Below are 17,060 nucleotides of genomic sequence, written 5' to 3'. Positions count from 1 at the left end.
ATTAAGACAGGAGAAAAAATGAAAAAAATAGCCCTTTTGCTAATTTTCCTCGCAATACCTTCTTTCGCCGTTTATGTCGATGTGGGATTAGGCTATGGTGGCGCAAGCTCGGAGGTTGATGACCATTCCTTGGAATGTAATGGCTGCGATGAAATTGCCGTGACTCTTGGGCTCCGCATCGGTGGACAAGTCACTGAACGGTTGTGGATTGCCGGCGAGTTAGCCGCTTTGGGTCATCGTTATTATGATTCTGACAATTACATCCAGTTAAACTCGTATCTTTTCGGCCCGAGTATTATTTTCTACCCTGTAGATCATTTCCATTTGTCTGGCTCGATAGGCCTTTCTTGGACGGCGAATCAGACCGATATCCGAGGCCTAGATCTGGATGATGGATCGGGTGCTGCACTTGAGTTTACGGCTGCCTACGATACGGGAGTCCGTGGTCATGGTGCCTTGATTGGCATGAAGGTGTTCTCGTCTTCGAATGAATTGGAAAACATCAAAAAGGATATGTCCATGGTGGGCGTAACGCTCTTTATTGCTTACGCCCATAAGTAAGCCGCCACTTGAAATAGCCGGCGATTTGTAGCGGATGGTTGAAAGAACCGTCCGCCATTTTTTTCTGCAATTCTTCGTCGCTCAGCAGCAGATTTTCGATGTCTTCGGTGCTGTCAAAGTGGGTGATTCCGCCCTTTACGACGCCGTCGATGAATACCACGTGGAACTTGCCGCGATGCCTGTCCGGGTTTACGGGGTATGCGCCCAGGTAGGTGACCTTGTCGGCTGTGCCGCGGAAGGCGACTTCTTCTTGCAATTCCCGCAGGGCGGCCTGTTCCGGCGTTTCGCCTTTGTCGATGATTCCGGCGGGAAACTCCAACGCGATTTGTCCGGTGCCGTGGCGGTATTGCTCTGTCATGACCCATTTGCCTTCGGTGGTGCGGGCAAGTATCAGTACCCAGTCCGGTTGCCACAGCGTATAGAAATCGTCTATCACCTTGCCGTTGGGAAGTTCGCAGGTTTCTTTAGCGACTTTTAGCCACGGTGCGTCTACCAGATATTCCGAATTAAGCAGTTTCCAGGGTTTCATACTTGTCAATTTAGTAATTATAAGTTCGGGGGTAAATTTGGGTCCATTCTAGGGTGTAATGTTGTCAAAAAATAGACTCTGTAATTGAAAAATAAGATTTTTTTCTATTTTTCCATAGTAGGTGTAAGAATATGAGTGATTTTGTTTTTTATGCAGAAGTCAGTGTCGGCTGTGCGTGTGTCTTGACTCTCCTTTTGTATAGCATCAAAAGACTCCCGACGCCGCAGTTCAAATTCAAGCTTTTCCATAACTTGGTGCTGTGGCATATTCTCTATTTCCTGAGCGATGCAGTTTGGGCGCTTGTAAACGACGGCACTATCCCGAAAAATACCTTTAGCGTTTTGGCGGTGAACTACTCGAACGCGATTATTATTGCACTGCTCTTTTATAGCTGCTTTACTTTTGCCGAAATGAGTACGCGCCCAGAGATGACGCGTGTGCAGATCCATTGTCTTCAGGCGAAACTAAGAATCCCGATTTTTGTAGAAATGGTGCTGTTGCTTGTTTCGTTTGTGGCAATGCCTGGTTTTTGGCTAGATGATAAACTGGAACCGCGCGACTTGTACTATGTGGTGCTGATGTTCCTCCCGTTTGTGTATATCATGACGGTGACGGTTCGCTGCCTTTTCCGTGGGCTTAAACCGGAAAACCGCAAGAATTTCAAGACGTACTTGATTGTGGGTAGCTACACCCCGGGCTGCATAGTGGCGGCAGCCTTGCAGGTGTTCTTCTCGATGACGACGCCGTTTTTCTGCTTCTGGTGTACCATGATCATTCTGTTCGTTTACCTGAACCTGCAAAATCTTCTGATTTCGACGGATACGCTGACCTCGCTCAACAACCGTAACCAGTTGGAACGCTATTTGCAGTCTCCGCGCGACTCCAAGAGCTATTACGTGGTGATGGTGGATGTGGACCACTTCAAGCAGATTAACGATACCTACGGCCATATCGAAGGCGATCGCGCACTTGTGCTTGTTTCTAAGGCGCTCAAGAGCGCATGTGCCTGCATGGGTAAATCGGTGTTCCTGTGCCGTTATGGCGGCGATGAATTCTTGCTTGTTGTGCAGACGGAAATACCCGAATATGTCATCAGGATTATCCGCGAATGCTTGCGTGAAGAAATTGAAAATCGCGACGAACGCCGGTATTATACGCTCCAGGTGAGCATCGGTTATGCCAGTTGGGATGGTCGTATTTCGAACTTCAGGAAGAGCGTCATCGATGCAGACCAGATGATGTACGAAGACAAGCGTTCGACGTAATATCTTTTCGGGGGCGAAAGCCCGCTCCGTTATCCTTCCAACTTATTCTTCAAATAATGCCTTGCGGTCCACGTGAAGTAAAGCACGTCGGCGATTACGAGTGCTACACCGCAGGCGAGGAACACGGGCTGGTGCATGCCGAAATGCCCTGCCATGGATCCACCTGTAAGGATTCCGGCGCCGATACCGATGTCCCAACCGCTCAAGTAAGTGCTGTTGGCGGTACCGCGCTGGTCGTGGCGGGCGAGGTTAACGCACATGGTCTGGTAGCCCGGGAAAATGAGGCCGAGGCTTGTACCAATCAGGAATGCCGCCGTAAAGAAGGTGATGGGCGAGTGGCTGAATGCAAGGATAAAGTAGGCAATCACGTTCAAGGTCATGCCGGTACCAACCAAGTGAATCAGGTAGCCGCGGTCAATCAAGCGTCCTGTCATAATGCGGTTCATAATCAGACCCGCCGCAATCAAGGCGTAGAACCAGCCGGAACCGCCAATGCCAAGCTCCTTGGCGTAAAGGGCGATGTAGTTTGTGACGGGGCCGTAGGCGAATCCGACGAAGATGAAGTTTACGAATTGCGGAATGGCGCGGGTTAAGAAGAATCGGTCAAGCGAAAGCGGCGCATGGGGTTTCTTTTCTTTGCGCGGCACATTCAAAGTCTGCACAAGAATCAAACCGATTACGCACAAAATAATCGAAATCGCAAACACGATGGTGTCGCCGAATGCCTCGTACAGGAACATGCCGGTCATCGGGCCTGTTGCAAACGCCAGATTCACGCTAATGCCAAAATAGCCGATGCCTTCACCGCGGCGACATGCCGGCAGTGCATCGATGGCGACCGTGTTGCTCGCCGTGCTCGAGATTCCGAAGAACAGACCATGCGCAAACCGCACGGCGGCAAGAATCGGCAAAATGCCGACGGTCTTGTAGCCTAAAAAGCAGGCGGTAAACGCGAAGAATGTCCAAAAGTACAAGGGCTTGCGGCTCAGCGTATCCACCAGGAATCCGGCGAATGGCCTGCAGGCTAGCGCACCAATCGTATAAAGCGAAATAATGAATCCGGCCGTTGCATTGTCGGTCGCGAATTTCTCGATAATGTAGAGCGGGAGAATCGGCAGCAATTGGTAAAAGCTAAAGAACAGCAAAAAATTCGCGGCGGCAACCGTCACGAAATTCCGCGTCCATAGTGCAGGCTTTTCTGTTGTCGAAACTTCTGCTGACATAATCCTTTCTCAATGTGTGATGTGGAATGAGGAATGTGAAATGAGAAATTTCTCATCACACATCTCACATTTCACATTCTACTTTCTCTCCAGCATAACAATCGTTTCAAGGTGCGGGGTGCCGGGGAACAAATCCAGCGGTTGGATTTCACGCACGCGGTAGCCGTAGCGTTCCCATTCCTTGAGCGAGGCCGGGATTTCGTCGGTGCCGCAGAACACGTGGCACACGCGAATCGGTTTGCGCATGGCAAGTGCATGAATCACGCCGGGTTCGCAGCCCTTGCGAGGCGGGTCCAGCAGGATTTTTTCGGGTTCACCTGGGATCGGCCGCGGCAGGCGAGTCTGCACGAACATTTCGTCAATCTTGCCTGCGATAAAGCGGTAAGACTTTTTGAGGTGTTTGGCAGAAGCCTTTGCGCAATCAATCGACGGACCTTCCCATTCAACGCCCAATACATCCTTGGCGGCTTCGCCGAGCGCAAAGCTGAACAATCCGTAACCGCAGTACAAATCCAAGAAGTGGTCTTCTTTGCTCAGGCTGAGCAAACGGCTTGCGGCCTTGATCAAATTGTGAATCTGGCTTTCGTTAATCTGGCTAAATCCTGTGACAGGGTAGCGCAGGCTGAACTTGCCGAGTCCGAGGCTCATTTCGCGCGGGCCATAGAGCTGCTTGAAGTTTAATCCTTCGGTCGGGCGCTTTGATTCCAGATAGTAATCTGATTCAGTCGTGTCCACGTAGGCGTGTGCCGCCGTCACCTTGAAATGGTAGGTGCCGCGGATAATGATCCAGTTGAGCGCGTAGGCGAGCGGCTTGTAAGCCGGCTGAATCAGCTTTTCGAACAAGAAGTCGTAAATCTTGTTGTGCTCTTCGGGCTCGAGCATCGATTCTTGACGATCGAACTGCAGGTTGCCCGGCTGCATGTACACGCGGCGCTTGCTTGTGGTGCGGTAGGCGCGCGGCAGCGGGCTTGCAATCACCTTTTGCGGAGTGCCCGCAAGGCGATTGATGTCCCAGAATTCTTGGATAGCCGCATCTTTGACGCGGAGTTCATCTTTGTAATCGAGCATGGCGAGCGATTCGCCGTGGGCGGAATCTGCTTCGCGGGTGTAGCCCGGAACCTGATGTGCAATGGCTTGTTCAAAAAACATAGCCATAAATTTAGAAAGTTTTAAAGACGGTTGGGAATCGTGTTCCGCTTACTTGTGCATGTAGCTCACGCCGTTGGGGAACTTGACTTCTGTCCAGCCGTTCGTCTGTACCTGAGCAACTGATGTCACCTCGCCGCCGTAGATAATGGCGTTGCCTTGGTAAGTCGGCTTGAATGCCGCCTTGTCGGAGCCGTAGTAGCTTGTGTTGTTGTAGGTAACGGTGGCACACTTGGGAAGGTCCGTGGAGTAGTTGCCGAATGCAAGGAGAACGCCTCCGGTAATTTCGAAGCCGGCATCCGTATCGATCAAGCCGCCTGCCATGTTGGAGGTGCATCCTCCGTTGCCGCCGCCCATGCCGCCGCCACCGCCGGGGAATCCACCGCCCCAGCCGCCGCCGAAGCCGCCCATGCTTTCGTAGCTTTCGCCAGTGATTTCGAGAATCAGCACGCCGCCGGTCATCTTTCCAGAGCCGTTCGCATCGAACACGTCGACCATGTTGCCCTTCGCGCTAATGTAGTGGTAGCCACCGCTCACAACGATATGGCCACCGCTTTCGCTAAACGCAGCGTACTGACCGGCATTTTCCTTCGGGCCACCGGCACCGTTCCAACCGTCGTTTGTTGCGAATGTCGAGGTGATGCCACCTTCGGCAAAAATCTTGTAAGCTTCGATACCTTCGTTGGCTGTGACCACGTTGATGGTGGAACCCTTCAGGTACAGGGCGGAATCCGCGTGGATTCCGTCGTCCTTCGCGTTGACCGTGACATCGCCGCCGTTCATGTAGATTTGCCAGTGGGTGTGCAGGGCGTCATCGCCTTCGGATTTCACGTCGAGCGTGCCGCCATTGACATAGATATACTTTTCGGCAACAAGTCCCTTGCCCGTAGCAGTCACCTTGACTGTGGAGGTTTCGGTAGAATCGCTAATCATCACGTAGTTTGCGGCATCGATACCATCGTCGCCAGCCTTGATGGTGATATTGCCTCCCCTGATATCGATAATGCCCTTGCCTTCGACGATGTTCTTGCATTCGCCATTGACTTCTTCGCATTCGTCGCTTTCAAGGCCGTCGCCCTTCTTGGCGGTAAGGTTCAGAGTGCCGCCCGAAATCTGGAGGCTGCCCTTGCCCTTGACGGCGTTTTCTTCGGCTTCGACAGTGATGTTGCCGTTCTTGATTTTAAGATCGTTGCTGCACTGGATGCCGTTCCTGAATTTGCCCTTGACGGTCAAGGTACCTGCACCCTTGATGTTCAAGTCGTCGCGGGAGTAGATGGCAGCCTTGGCGGTGTCCTGTGCGCCGTTGATCTTGGTGAACAAATGGTTGCCGTTGCCATCTTCGACCACGTTGGTGGTACCCTTGACCAGGTGAATCACCGTCTTGTCGGCGTTCTTCACGAGAATCGGGGCATTAGAGCTTTTCAAAGTGGCATTGTAGAGGTAAATGCCGGTGTTGCCTTCTTTTTCGGCGGCCGGAGTGTTTACGACTACCTGGAAGTCAGAAGATTCGCCGGTCACGTAGTAGGCGCCCGGGCAGGTGATAGTAGCACTCTTGTCTGCAATATCGACGCAGCCGTTATTGTTTTCGACGGTGGCCGAGGTGCCGGAAAGCTTCAGGAGAATCTGCGTGCCGTCCAGGGTTCTGGAATCCTCGTTATCGTTTTCGTCATCGCCAGGTTCGCTGCCCGGATTCGGGTTGGTGCCGCCTACGCTGCTGGAGCTAAGGACAGGTGCGTCGCCGTCCGGAATTGTGGTGCTCGAACTGGAAACGTCGCTACCCGGAATCTGGGTTCCGGGATTTTCATTGCCTGGATTTTGGTTGCCAGGATTTTCTGTTCCGGGGATTTGGCTACCGGGGTTTTCGTTACCCGGAATCTGGTTGTTCGGATTTTCGTAACCCGGATTTTCGTTGCCGGGAATCTGGTTGCCAGGGATTTCGGTACCGGGAATTTCGGTACCGGGAATTTCTGTTCCGGAAAATTCGTTGCCAGCGGGGTTTTGGGCTGAAATGGGATCTTCACCGGTGGGGACTGGATTAGAACCATTATCGTCTGAACAGGCCATAATGCTTAAGGCGACAGACGCCGCAATTACTGGCAATTTCACGAATTTCATGAACACACTCCTTTTTCTTGTAATATACATTTCAGTCGAAAAGTATGCAGTATTGTAATGATAATAAGCGTTGCTGCCAAAAACAACATAGGTAAACATCTTTTTGTGTAAGAGGTGTGTAAAATGGTTGCTCTCGTTTCAATAAGCAAGCGGATTGATGTTGTTACACGAATTCGGAATCACTAACGTGATTCCTGTTTTAATAAATTAAATTTGAATAAAAAGGACTATATGCGACGTAAAGATAGAGAAATTGTTGGCGACGAGAACATCGCGAAGATTATTGAACAGTGCACGACCTGCCATGTCGCGATGGTAGATGATGCGAATGCAGGCATGCCTTACGTGATTCCGCTGTCGTTTGGGTACAGCTTGAAAGACTGTGTTTTGGAACTATACTTCCATTGCGCACATGTCGGCAAGAAATTGGATTGCATTCGCAAGAATCCGAATGTGGCATTCAGCATGTGCGTTGAGAATCGCATCGAAATTCATGAAGACAATTATTGCAAGAGCGGTCGCTTTTACGCAAGCGTTGTCGGGCAGGGTAAAGCCGAAATCGTCGAAGACGTTGCCGAGAAATGCCGCGGGCTCTCGCTCTTGATGGAACGTCATGCCGCCGGCATACCGCACTCCGCAGCCCCGCATAAGTTCGAATTCACGCCTGAACAGGCCGCCACCGTGACCGTATTCAAGATTACAAGCACGAATTTCACTGGGAAAGCGAAACCGGAAAAATAGTTTTGGAAAATACTTGGAGGACTTATGAAAAAGATTCTTGTCGCGTTCTGTGTGACCTTGTTCTTTGCGGCTTGTGCGTCAACGTCAAATCCGAGCGTGTCGAAAGAACCGTCTCAGGCTACTGAAGAAAAAACATCTGATAAAAAGTCGGAAAATTTACGGCACTTAAAGGACTTGAAAGTCATAATCGCGAAAAACACGCAGGAGCGATTGGTTCCGCTTTATAATAACTATCTGCGCAAAAAGCCTCATTTTGCCGGTACGATAAAAGTAAAGTACACCATCCTTGCAAATGGTGATGTCGAAAAGACGGAAGTTGTGAGTGCAACCACGGACTATCCCGAATTTGAAAAAGTCGTAGCGGAAGACCTTTTACAGTGGAAATATCCCGCTGGGGATTACGAGAAGTGCACGATTACGGTCCCCTTGATATTTTCGGAATGATTTAGATTAACTGAAAATTGCTAAATTTGTGGCCACTATGAGTGAAGCTATTAACAATGTGAAGCAGGCGTTTGACGCAGAACTTGCGCAGACCGACCTTACGAACCAAGAAGCCGTCAACAACCTCCGCGTGAAGTACCTGGGCAAGAAGGGGGCCGTCACCGACCTCATGAAGCAGATGGGGAGCCTCAGCGCCGAGGAACGTCCGGCTTACGGCAAGCTCGTGAACGAACTTAAGGTCGCCGTCTCCGAGGCTATCGACAAGGCTATCGAGACCGCGAACCAGGCTGCCCTCCAGAAGAAGCTGGAAAGCGGTTTTGTAGATACAACGCTCCCGGGTGCAGGCATCCCGGCGGGCAGCACGCATCCGCTTTACGATGTGCGCGAAGAGATTATCGACTTCTTTAGCCAGATGGGTTTCGAGGTGGACTTCGGTCGCGACATCGAAACGGACTGGTACAACTTCGAAGCGCTCAATACGCCTCCTGACCATCCGAGCCGCGACATGCAGGACACGTTCTACGTGGACGACAAGGTGATGCTCCGTACGCATACTTCCGGCACGCAGATTCACTACATGGAAACGCACAAGCCGCCGTTCCGCATGATTGCTCCGGGCCACGTGTTCCGCGTCGATAACGATGCGACCCACGCCCCGATGTTCCAGCAGTGCGAAGGCCTCGTGGTTGACGAGAACATCAGTTTTGCAGACCTCAAGGGCGTACTCCAGGTGTTCATGAACAAGCTGTTCGGCGAAGGCGTCAAGACGCGTTTCCGCCCGAGCTTCTTCCCGTTCACGGAGCCCAGCGCCGAAATGGACGTGAGCTGCGTGTTCTGCGGAGGCAAGGGTTGCCGTCGCTGCAAGGGAACCGGCTGGATGGAAATCGGCGGTTGCGGTTCCGTGGACCCGAACGTGTTCAAGAACTGCGGCATCGATTCCGAGAAGTACACAGGCTTTGCATTCGGCTTCGGTCTCGACCGTATCGCCATGCTGCGCCACGCGATTCCGGAAATCGGCCTCTTGACCAGCAACGACCAGAGATTCCTGAGCCAGTTCTAGTTTAGACGAAAGGACGCCGCTTCGCGGCTACAGACGAGATATATGAAAAAAGCGGACCGAAAGGCCCGCTTTTTTGTTTTGAAAAATCGGTGCTTTATCACCTGTACTTTTCTTCGGGGTGTGCGGCGTAGTAAGCGTTCTTGTCGGCGTACATGCGTTCGTCGGCTGTGTGCATTGCCTTGCGAACGTCTTTTCCCCCGTAGCACGAACCAATCGAGAAGTGGATGTTGTTTGCTTTAGCAGCGTCCTGGACTTGCTCAATACGCTTTTGCTGTTCGGCTTCGGTAATTTTGGGAATCATTGCCATAAATTCGTCGCCACCTGCGCGGAACACTTCGCCGTCGTGGAGAACTTCTTGCAAAATCTTTGCTGCCGTGCGGAGCATCTTGTCGCCTGAATTGTGGCCCTGGTCGTCGTTCACGCGCTTGAGCCCGTTCAGGTCGATAAAGAGCACTGCGTCTGGTATGCGTTCTTTACCACTTACAATCAAGTCTACGCGATTGTTCATCATGTTTCTGTTCTTGATACCCGTGAGCGAGTCAATGGAACTCATGATTTCAAGCTTCTTCAGAAGCAAGTGGTTTGCAATTTCAGAGGCGAGGAAGTAGGTCGTCAGTTCAAGCGTCTTTTTAATCTTGATGGTGTTTTCGGCGTTGAAGTTGATGGCCCACATGTAACCGAGCACCTTGTTGTCGAATCGCAGCGGGAACAGCACGATGGTCTTGATCATGGCGCCTTCGAGCGAATCTGCCCACACGGGGTTTTGTTGATGCAGGAGATCCATGTCGTGGCGGTCTTTGATGATAATGCAGGTGCTTCCACCAAGGGTTGCGGCCCAAGTCTCCGTAATTTCGTAGAAGCCTTCTAGATAGGTGGACATGGGGAGCAGGTTTGTGTTTTTGCTGAGGGCGTCGCCAAGAATATCGCAGGTGCGTGTATCGGGATCGGTCAGCAAAATACAGCAATGTTCAGAATCGCAAAGGCTACGGATATCTTCGATGACTTCTTGGATGGTCTTCTTGATGTCGTTCGAGCTACGGAGCTTGACGCATGCCTTTAACACCTCAGAGGCCACATCGCCGGAAAGGTCGACCATGGCAGCAGAATCCACCTTGGGCGATACATCGTAAACGTAAATGCAGTAGCCGGTGTTCGGCTTATCCGATTCAATCGGAATCAGGAACATGTTCAGCCAGAGCCCCATGGTGTAAAGTTCCACGTAGGCATGGAGAGGCTTTTTGGTTCGTGTGCAGCGGAAACAGTAATCTTCGAAATTGCGGTTTTGAGGAAAACAAGCCTCGTATGGCGACCCAGGAATAAAGGGGCGACCCTGTTCCATTTCCATTTCGTCACAGTGCGCCTTGTTGCCTGCAAGAATGCGGATATTTCCGTACGTTTCGTCTTCGTAAAAATCGACGGAGACAACACAAGCTTTTGCTTCGTATTTTGACAGCAAAGATTCGAAGTCCATAAATATTTTCCCTTCTTGTGGTAAAAATATATACCAATTTGATGGGGAAAAACGGCCTATAATAAAAAAATACACCCTATGGGGGTGTATTTTATAGTCCAAGTTGGAATAATTTACTTGATTCGGAGGCGTGCGTATTCGTACAGACCGAGCGAAAGGGCCACCGAGGCGTTGTAGGAATGCGCTTCGGGCATCATCGGAATGCGGAGTACAGCGTCGCACTGCTTGCGAATGAAGGGCGGAAGGCCCACGTCTTCGCCACCGACGGCGATTACGGCCTGGTCGCTGAATTCGAAGCCGGCGAGGTTGGTTTCGGTGTCGGCATCGAGGCCCAAAATCTGGTAACCCGCGAGTTTGAGTTCGCCTACGGCGGCTTCCAGGTTGTTCGGGCGGCAAATCTTCATCTTGTCGAGGGCGCCTGCGGCAGAGCGGGCGACAGCCGGCGTAATGCCGCACATGCCCTTGGCCGGGAGCATCAAAAGGTCTACGCCCAAGGCGAGTGCACTACGGATGCAGGCACCCAGGTTGCGCGGGTCTTCGATGTTGGTGCCTACGGCAATCAGCTTGCGTTCGCCGTTTTCCTTGGCCTTAAAATATTCTTCACGAATGTCTTCCCAAACGAGAAGTTCCTTTTCGTTCAAGAGTGCGACCACGCCGTGGTGTTGCGTGGTGTAGGTGTTTAGAACCTTGGAATCCACCTGCTGCACGTGCACGTGGGCGCGCTTGGCGAGCTTTTGCAGTTCGTAGAGCTTGGGATTGCCCGACTGGTGCATAAAGAGCACGCGGTGGACTTGCATGGGGCTGCGTTCCAGAAGGTCGGTCACTTCGCGGATGCCGCCGATAGCGGTTTGCGGAGCGCCATCGGGGTCCCCGAAACTCACGCGGCGGTCGCCATCGGTCTTGCGGCGGGTAAAGCCGTCGCGGTCCTTGTTGAATCGTGGACGTTCGCTGTTAAAACCTTCGCGCGGCTTGTTGAAATCGCGGCGGCGAAAATCCTCGAATCCTTCGCGGTGTTCGCGGAAACCGTCACGAGATTCGCGGTCCTTGAAGTCGTGGCGGATAATGCCGAATTCAGTTTCTTTGTTCTTGTCGAAAGCCATTTTTTTTCCTTTTAAAAATTTTCCTTGGATTGCTTCGCACGGCGTGCTCGCAATGACGTTTTGTCTTAGGGTTTTTCCCTACAAATGATAATCTGGTTCATCTTGATGTCGGTTAGCTTTTGCACGAGCGGCTCCACGCTAATCTGCTTGGGAGTCGCGATGCCTGCCTTGTGGGCGCCCGGGTGCTTTGCCAAAAAGCGGTCGTAGTAACCCTTGCCGTGGCCGCAGCGTTCGCCGGTCAGGTTGAACTTGGTGCCGGGAACCAGGAACACGGTGAAGTCGCCCTCGTAGGCCGGGATGTCGCCGCGCGGTTCCATGATGCCGAACTTGCCCTTGACCAGGTCCTTTTTCAGGCTTTGCACGTGGCAGAATTCCATGGTCGTGGGACCCGTGCAGCGGGGGAGCAGCAAGCGGTCTTCGTCGGCGAGCTGTTCGATAATCGGCATGATGTTCGGTTCGCCCGTGAGCGGGTAGAACGCCGCCACCTTGCGCGATTCCCTGTAGCCCTTGATGGCGTGGATTTCTTCCCACGGGTTTCCGATGAGCTCTTCGCCGTCGCGCTTCTTGCGCAACATCTCGAAAAGCGGCCTGGAGCCGAAAATTAAAAGGAGTAAGGCAGAAACGAGAAGTACAGATTCCATAATGATGCCTGCGGGGATTTGTCCAGTAGCGGGCGGTTGAGGTGAGTCGTAAAAAAATTTAGTCGGGGTCGCCTACGCGCTTTGCGTTGGGCAGGTTCTGTTGCAAAATTTCAGTCCACAGGACGCGCTGCCAGTTCATGAGGTGAGCTTCTTCGTAGCGGGCCTCCCAGGGCATGTCACCCGGAGCGGCAAGCCAAATGAGCTGCGCCTTGTTGGCCAAGAGCGACGGGTCAAGCTCCAGTTCTTCGGCTTTAAGGTCGCGCCAGGTCTTGAGTACCGAGAGCAGGTCGGAGTTCGGCACCACCGGCGGGGGCGGGGCCTTGGGGAGTCTTTCGGGCCAGTCCGATTGCGGCACGGCCACGGCCGTCTGCAGCATGTTCACGAACGAATTCAGTCGCTCGTCGCGAAAATTGCGGGGGAGCTTCGGCAACTTTTCCAAGTCCACGGTTGGGAAATTCGCCTCGCTGCGGCGTGCAATGGCAAGCATGAGTTCCACCGGCATCACCTTGTAGGGCGGGCGGTCCAGTTCCTGGGCCTGGTTTTCGCGCCACTCCCAGAGGAACTTGAGCACGTTCAGGGCGCACGGCGAAAGCGGTGCAGAACCCGTGACGCGCCAGGGATCCTTTCTCTGCGGGGCGGGATGCTTGGCGTGTTCAATCAAGGCGTCGCACTGTTCGGTAAGCCAACTCATGCGGCCTGCTTCTTGCAACTTTTCTACGAGAATCGCACAGAGTTCGTGCAGGTAGAAGGTGTCGTGAATGGCGTATTCGCACATTTCGAGCGGCAGCGGTCGCGTGGTCCAGTCGGCTCGCTGGTTTTCTTTCTTGAGTTCGTCGCCGAAGTATTCGCGCACCAAGTCCGCAAGGCCCAGGTGATCTTCGCCCAGAATCTTTGCCGCGAGCATGGTGTCGAAAATTTGCTTCGGCGAAAAGCCGTAGGTCTGCCAGAGCAGTCGCAAATCGTAGTCGGCACCGTGGAAAATGAGCGTCTGCATGGCGCGGGCCTTGAACAAAGGGGCCAGGTCAAGGCCACACAGCGGGTCCACGATGTAGTGGTGTTCGCCGATGGTAATCTGGATTAGGCAAAGGCGAGTGGTATAATGGTACATGGAATCCGCCTCGGTATCGACGGCGGCCATTTCGTACAGCTCCAAATCCGCCAGCAAATTCGCCAGCGATTCTTCGCTATCTACCAGTATGTATTTCTCGTCTTGCATCGGTAGGGTGAAATGTAATAAAATTTTTATTGTAAATTCGGATGGATTATAAAAAGGGGGAAGAATCCCCCTGGTTCGCACTTCGTTGCTCTCCACCCCCACTGCGGGGACACCCCGCAACGCCCCGGCATATCCCGCCCACTGTCATGCTGACGAAGGTCTGCGTCAACTTCTTGAGCCCTAAAAAATGCTACATTCTGCCCGAATTCATGAGGTTATCGGAGGTTTTTTGTGAAATATTTTGTTGCGCTGTTGCTTTCTGCGGTTTTGTTTGTTGCATGTGGCGATGAATCTAGTAGCTCCGCTCCCGATCCAATCGGTGAAATCTCGTCGAGTAGCAATGAGGACAACGGTTCTTCGGGTAAAGATAAAGACGCGTCTTCGTCTTCACAGAAAGATTCTAAAAAATCTAGTTCCTCGGCTGCAGAAAAGAATTCTTCTAGTTCTGTAAGCGGTAAGAATAGTAGCTCGAGTGTCCCAAATCCTGTAAGCTCCAGTGAAGAATCTTTTTCAGGAACACCATGTGAAAAAGATGAAGAAGGGTATACTGTGTTTATTTCACAGGAACAGGTGAAATATATCTGTCAAAATGGATTTTGGATACCGATGTCTTCTAGCTCTGTTGTGCAACAATCCAGTAGTAGCAAATATTATGACATGAGTAGACAGTTTAATGCCAAACTCAGCTATGGTGAATTTACTGATCCGCGCGATAATCATGTATACAAAACGATTCGTCTGTATGACGATGTTACTGATACACTCACGTTTTTTGCGGAAAATCTGAATTTTGGTAAGATGATTTCTGGTGGAAATCAACAAGGTGATTCGACCAAATATTGTTACGATGACGATCCCTGGTATTGTGAAAATGGGTGGGGTGGGCTTTATACCTGGGCAACCGCTATGGCTTTCCCCGCTGTTTGTGATTCTTCTCAAATGGGAAGTGAAAAATGCCCGAATACGACGGATGAGTCTAGGAATACTCTTGTACCAAATAATTCGGAGTATGTTGTCCATCAGGGAATTTGCCCTGATGGGTGGCATATTATGAATCGAGGAGAGTGGGTGGCGGCCATTGATGGTCATGGGGCGATGAGTGGTAGTGATTATCTTAGCTCGGAGGTTTGGAATGGAATTGTGAAAAATCCGAGAGGTTTTTCTCTGCTGCCGGCGGGTTTGTATGACGATGAAAATGACGAGTTTTCTCAAATTATGAAACAGGCTTTTCATTGGGTTCCCGGTGAATCGTACGATGAAAAAGCAAACTTGTATAAAGGCTTATTTGTTCGTGCAACAGATATGGATTTGCAGCGAGATTCAGAAAATAGATTTATTAAAACTGCTGCGTTCTCTATTCGTTGCGTAAAGGATTATTGATCCTTTAGTGTTATCCGTTAATTTTAAACAAAAACCGGGCTGTGCTTAAATAGCCCATTGGGTGTTGTTCTTTTTTTTATTTTTGTAATTATATTATAATTATATAGAGAAAATCTGGATCGCAAGAAAAGGAGATTGCTTATGAAGAAGGAATATGATTTTTCAAAAATGAAGGCCAAGAAGAATCCTTATGCAAAGCTCTTCAAAAAACAGATAACCATAAGGTTGAATTCTGATACAATCGATTATTTCAAGAATATGGCTGCGGAACTCGGTATTCCGTACCAGGTGCTGATAGATTCGTATTTGACGGATTGCGCGAATACAAAACGCAAATTGAACATGAGTTGGAAGTAGGAAGATTGAGAGCGGGAAAAGCGTGCTAAACGAGTGTCGCGACAAAATGCTTGCATTTTGTCATGACCGAGTGACGCCGCGGACGCCGTAGGCGTCAAAAGGGATTGTTAGCCCGCAATATTCCTTGCTTGCGCAAGGTTGCGGTCTAACCCTACGGGCTCGATGCAAGCTGCGCTTGCCTCAAGCTCATAATTTGCCTCTTCGCACTTCGTGCATGAGACAAATTATGTGATTTGGCGTATAGGGAAAAGGGATTGACAGCTGCGTCAGTCTCCGCTGCGCGGCTGACTTGCTGCCCTGACGGGTTTATCGCTTCGCTCAAAGTCCTAAATTCTTTCCACGGGCTTGCGCCCACGAAAGAATTTAGTGATTCGTCGCTAGTCTCCGGTCTGCGACCGGCTAGCTCCTCACCCTGGCGGGCCTCCCGCCCTTTAGGGCGTGAGTTCCTAAATAATTCGCACGCGCTTCGCGCAACTCATTATTTAGTCGGCCCCTCTTCTCGTTTCCGAGTCCCGTTCACGCGAATAAAAAAGAACGCCACCGTTAAGGTGGCGTTTCTTTTTTAGAGCGGGAAAAGGGACTCGGACCCTCGACCCCGACCTTGGCAAGGTCGTGCTCTACCAACTGAGCTATTCCCGCGGGGTTGCCCAATTATAGAATAATTGGGCGGAGGTGTCAAGGGGAAGGTGCCGCAAAAAATGAATTTTTTTGCGGAAAGCGGCTTTTGGAACCGTTACCCCTTGCGGTAACCGTTCGGGTTGTTCTTTTGCCAGTTCCAGGCGTCGCGGCACATTTCCTCGATGCCGAACTGGGCCTTCCAGCCGAGTTCTTTGTAAGCCTTTTCGGGGTTGCAGTAGCAGGTGGCAATGTCGCCGGCGCGGCGGGGCTTGATGCTGTAGGGCACCTTGATGCCGTTTACCTTTTCAAAAGCGTGCACCACGTCGAGCACGGAGTAGCCGTGACCTGTACCCAGGTTGTAAATGGCGAGTCCGCACTTGTTTTCGATGGCCTTCAGGGCGCTCACGTGGCCCGAGGCGAGGTCGCAAACGTGAATGTAGTCGCGCACGCCGGTTCCGTCGGGGGTGTCGTAGTCGTTGCCGAACACGCCGAGTTCCTTGCGGATGCCTACGGCGGTCTGCGTAATGTAAGGCATTAAGTTGTTCGGAATGCCGTTCGGGTCTTCGCCGATGCGGCCGCTCGGGTGGGCGCCAATCGGGTTGAAGTAGCGGAGCAGTACCACGTTCCATTCGGGGTCTGCCTTCTGCACGTCGATCAGCACCTGTTCCAGCATCGACTTTGTCTGGCCGTAAGGGTTGGTGATGGCGCCCTTCGGGCATTTTTCGGTGATGGGAATTTCTGCGGGGTCACCGTACACGGTGGCCGACGACGAGAAGATGATGTTCTTGCAGCCGTTGTTGCGCATGGCGTTCAGCAGCACGAATGTCGCGTTCATGTTGTTTTCGTAGTATTCCAGCGGCTTCTGGACCGATTCGCCCACGGCCTTGAGCCCGGCAAAATGGATGCAGGCATCAAAGTGGTTTTCCTTGAAAATCTTGTCCATGGCGGCTGCATCGCGGGCGTCCGCCTTGATAAAGGGAATTTCTTGTCCGACAATTTCGGCGACTCTGCGGAGTGATTCATCGCAAGAGTTCACCAGGTTGTCGACGGCGACAACGGAATGGCCTGCCTTATAAAGTTCGATAATCGTGTGGCTGCCAATATAACCTGCGCCACCAATAACTGCAATTTTCATTAAAAAAACCTCAATTTTTGGCTAAAAATATAAAAATGGGGGAGAAAAGATGGAACTT

General features: G+C 51.5%; 16 protein-coding genes and 1 tRNA gene. 7 read left to right on the top strand and 10 right to left on the bottom strand.

The annotated features are described in order from the left end of the window. Positions 1 to 18: 18 nt before the first annotated feature. Positions 19 to 561 carry an outer membrane beta-barrel protein gene (locus QZN53_RS04305; protein ID WP_163437675.1) on the top strand — a complete coding sequence of 181 codons (543 nt, stop codon included), beginning with the start codon at positions 19 to 21 and terminating at the stop codon, positions 559 to 561. Here the strand turns inward: QZN53_RS04305 and QZN53_RS04300 are convergent. Further along, positions 539 to 1,090, bottom strand: a complete 552-nt coding sequence (locus QZN53_RS04300) for an NUDIX hydrolase (protein ID WP_163437674.1) — start codon at positions 1,088 to 1,090, stop codon at positions 539 to 541. The two genes, QZN53_RS04305 and QZN53_RS04300, sit on opposite strands and share 23 nt — an antisense overlap. 131 nt (positions 1,091 to 1,221) lie before the next feature. Here QZN53_RS04300 and QZN53_RS04295 point away from each other — a divergent pair, with 131 nt between their 5' ends. Continuing rightward, positions 1,222 to 2,355 carry a GGDEF domain-containing protein gene (locus tag QZN53_RS04295; RefSeq protein ID WP_294651851.1) on the top strand — a complete coding sequence of 378 codons (1,134 nt, stop codon included), beginning with the start codon at positions 1,222 to 1,224 and terminating at the stop codon, positions 2,353 to 2,355. A gap of 29 nt (positions 2,356 to 2,384) precedes the next feature. Here the strand turns inward: QZN53_RS04295 and QZN53_RS04290 are convergent, their stop codons facing one another. The 3 genes from QZN53_RS04290 to QZN53_RS04280 all read right to left on the bottom strand — a co-directional run bounded on the left by QZN53_RS04290 (position 2,385) and on the right by QZN53_RS04280 (position 6,839). Beyond that, positions 2,385 to 3,578: an MFS transporter gene (locus QZN53_RS04290; RefSeq protein WP_163437673.1), complete on the bottom strand. Its 1,194-nt coding sequence runs from the start codon at positions 3,576 to 3,578 to the stop codon at positions 2,385 to 2,387. Between the two features lie 78 nt (positions 3,579 to 3,656). Continuing rightward, positions 3,657 to 4,727 carry a class I SAM-dependent RNA methyltransferase gene (locus tag QZN53_RS04285; protein ID WP_163437672.1) on the bottom strand — a complete coding sequence of 357 codons (1,071 nt, stop codon included), beginning with the start codon at positions 4,725 to 4,727 and terminating at the stop codon, positions 3,657 to 3,659. A gap of 48 nt (positions 4,728 to 4,775) precedes the next feature. Continuing rightward, positions 4,776 to 6,839, bottom strand: coding sequence for a carbohydrate-binding domain-containing protein (locus QZN53_RS04280; protein WP_163437671.1), 2,064 nt, complete (start codon positions 6,837 to 6,839; stop codon positions 4,776 to 4,778). 231 nt (positions 6,840 to 7,070) lie between these two features. On the opposite strand from QZN53_RS04280, the gene QZN53_RS04275 reads away from it, so the two are divergent. From QZN53_RS04275 to pheS, 3 genes are read left to right on the top strand one after another with little or no spacing between them, the layout of a single operon-like run. Beyond that, positions 7,071 to 7,580: a pyridoxamine 5'-phosphate oxidase family protein gene (locus tag QZN53_RS04275; RefSeq protein ID WP_163437670.1), complete on the top strand. Its 510-nt coding sequence runs from the start codon at positions 7,071 to 7,073 to the stop codon at positions 7,578 to 7,580. A gap of 24 nt (positions 7,581 to 7,604) precedes the next feature. After that, positions 7,605 to 8,024, top strand: a complete 420-nt coding sequence (locus QZN53_RS04270; RefSeq protein ID WP_163437669.1) for an AgmX/PglI C-terminal domain-containing protein — start codon at positions 7,605 to 7,607, stop codon at positions 8,022 to 8,024. Positions 8,025 to 8,061: 37 nt separating this feature from the next. After that, entirely contained in the window at positions 8,062 to 9,084 is a 1,023-nt protein-coding gene (pheS, locus tag QZN53_RS04265; protein ID WP_072801315.1) for a phenylalanine--tRNA ligase subunit alpha, read from the top strand. Between the two features lie 97 nt (positions 9,085 to 9,181). On the opposite strand, the gene QZN53_RS04260 is transcribed toward pheS, so the two are convergent. From QZN53_RS04260 to QZN53_RS04245, 4 genes are all read right to left on the bottom strand, one after another. Continuing rightward, the gene (locus tag QZN53_RS04260; protein WP_163437668.1) at positions 9,182 to 10,555 is read right to left on the bottom strand and encodes a sensor domain-containing diguanylate cyclase; all 1,374 of its coding nucleotides are present in this window, start codon (positions 10,553 to 10,555) and stop codon (positions 9,182 to 9,184) included. A gap of 113 nt (positions 10,556 to 10,668) precedes the next feature. After that, positions 10,669 to 11,655, bottom strand: a complete 987-nt coding sequence (locus QZN53_RS04255; protein WP_283428349.1) for an RNA methyltransferase — start codon at positions 11,653 to 11,655, stop codon at positions 10,669 to 10,671. A gap of 65 nt (positions 11,656 to 11,720) precedes the next feature. Then, positions 11,721 to 12,296, bottom strand: coding sequence for a 5-formyltetrahydrofolate cyclo-ligase (locus QZN53_RS04250; protein WP_163437667.1), 576 nt, complete (start codon positions 12,294 to 12,296; stop codon positions 11,721 to 11,723). Between the two features lie 58 nt (positions 12,297 to 12,354). Then, a complete protein-coding gene (locus QZN53_RS04245; protein ID WP_163437666.1) occupies positions 12,355 to 13,512 on the bottom strand; it encodes an HRDC domain-containing protein in 1,158 nt (385 codons plus the stop codon). A 231-nt stretch (positions 13,513 to 13,743) separates the two neighbouring features. On the opposite strand from QZN53_RS04245, the gene QZN53_RS04240 reads away from it, so the two are divergent. Together QZN53_RS04240 and QZN53_RS04235 are read left to right on the top strand one after the other, a co-directional pair. Next, a complete protein-coding gene (locus QZN53_RS04240; RefSeq protein WP_163437665.1) occupies positions 13,744 to 14,892 on the top strand; it encodes an FISUMP domain-containing protein in 1,149 nt (382 codons plus the stop codon). Positions 14,893 to 15,033: 141 nt separating this feature from the next. Next, the gene (locus QZN53_RS04235; protein WP_163437664.1) at positions 15,034 to 15,249 is read left to right on the top strand and encodes a CopG family antitoxin; all 216 of its coding nucleotides are present in this window, start codon (positions 15,034 to 15,036) and stop codon (positions 15,247 to 15,249) included. 566 nt (positions 15,250 to 15,815) lie between these two features. Here QZN53_RS04235 and QZN53_RS04230 read toward each other — a convergent pair. Both QZN53_RS04230 and galE read right to left on the bottom strand, forming a co-directional pair. Next, positions 15,816 to 15,888, bottom strand: a tRNA-Gly gene (locus QZN53_RS04230). Between the two features lie 94 nt (positions 15,889 to 15,982). Continuing rightward, positions 15,983 to 17,002 carry a UDP-glucose 4-epimerase GalE gene (galE, locus tag QZN53_RS04225; RefSeq protein WP_163437663.1) on the bottom strand — a complete coding sequence of 340 codons (1,020 nt, stop codon included), beginning with the start codon at positions 17,000 to 17,002 and terminating at the stop codon, positions 15,983 to 15,985. Between the last annotated feature and the right edge of the window lie 58 nt (positions 17,003 to 17,060).

The sequence above is a fragment of the uncultured Fibrobacter sp. genome, assembly GCF_900316465.1.
In the GTDB taxonomy this organism is placed as follows: Bacteria; Fibrobacterota; Fibrobacteria; order Fibrobacterales; family Fibrobacteraceae; genus Fibrobacter.
This window is presented reverse-complemented; position numbering and strand designations above follow the sequence as displayed.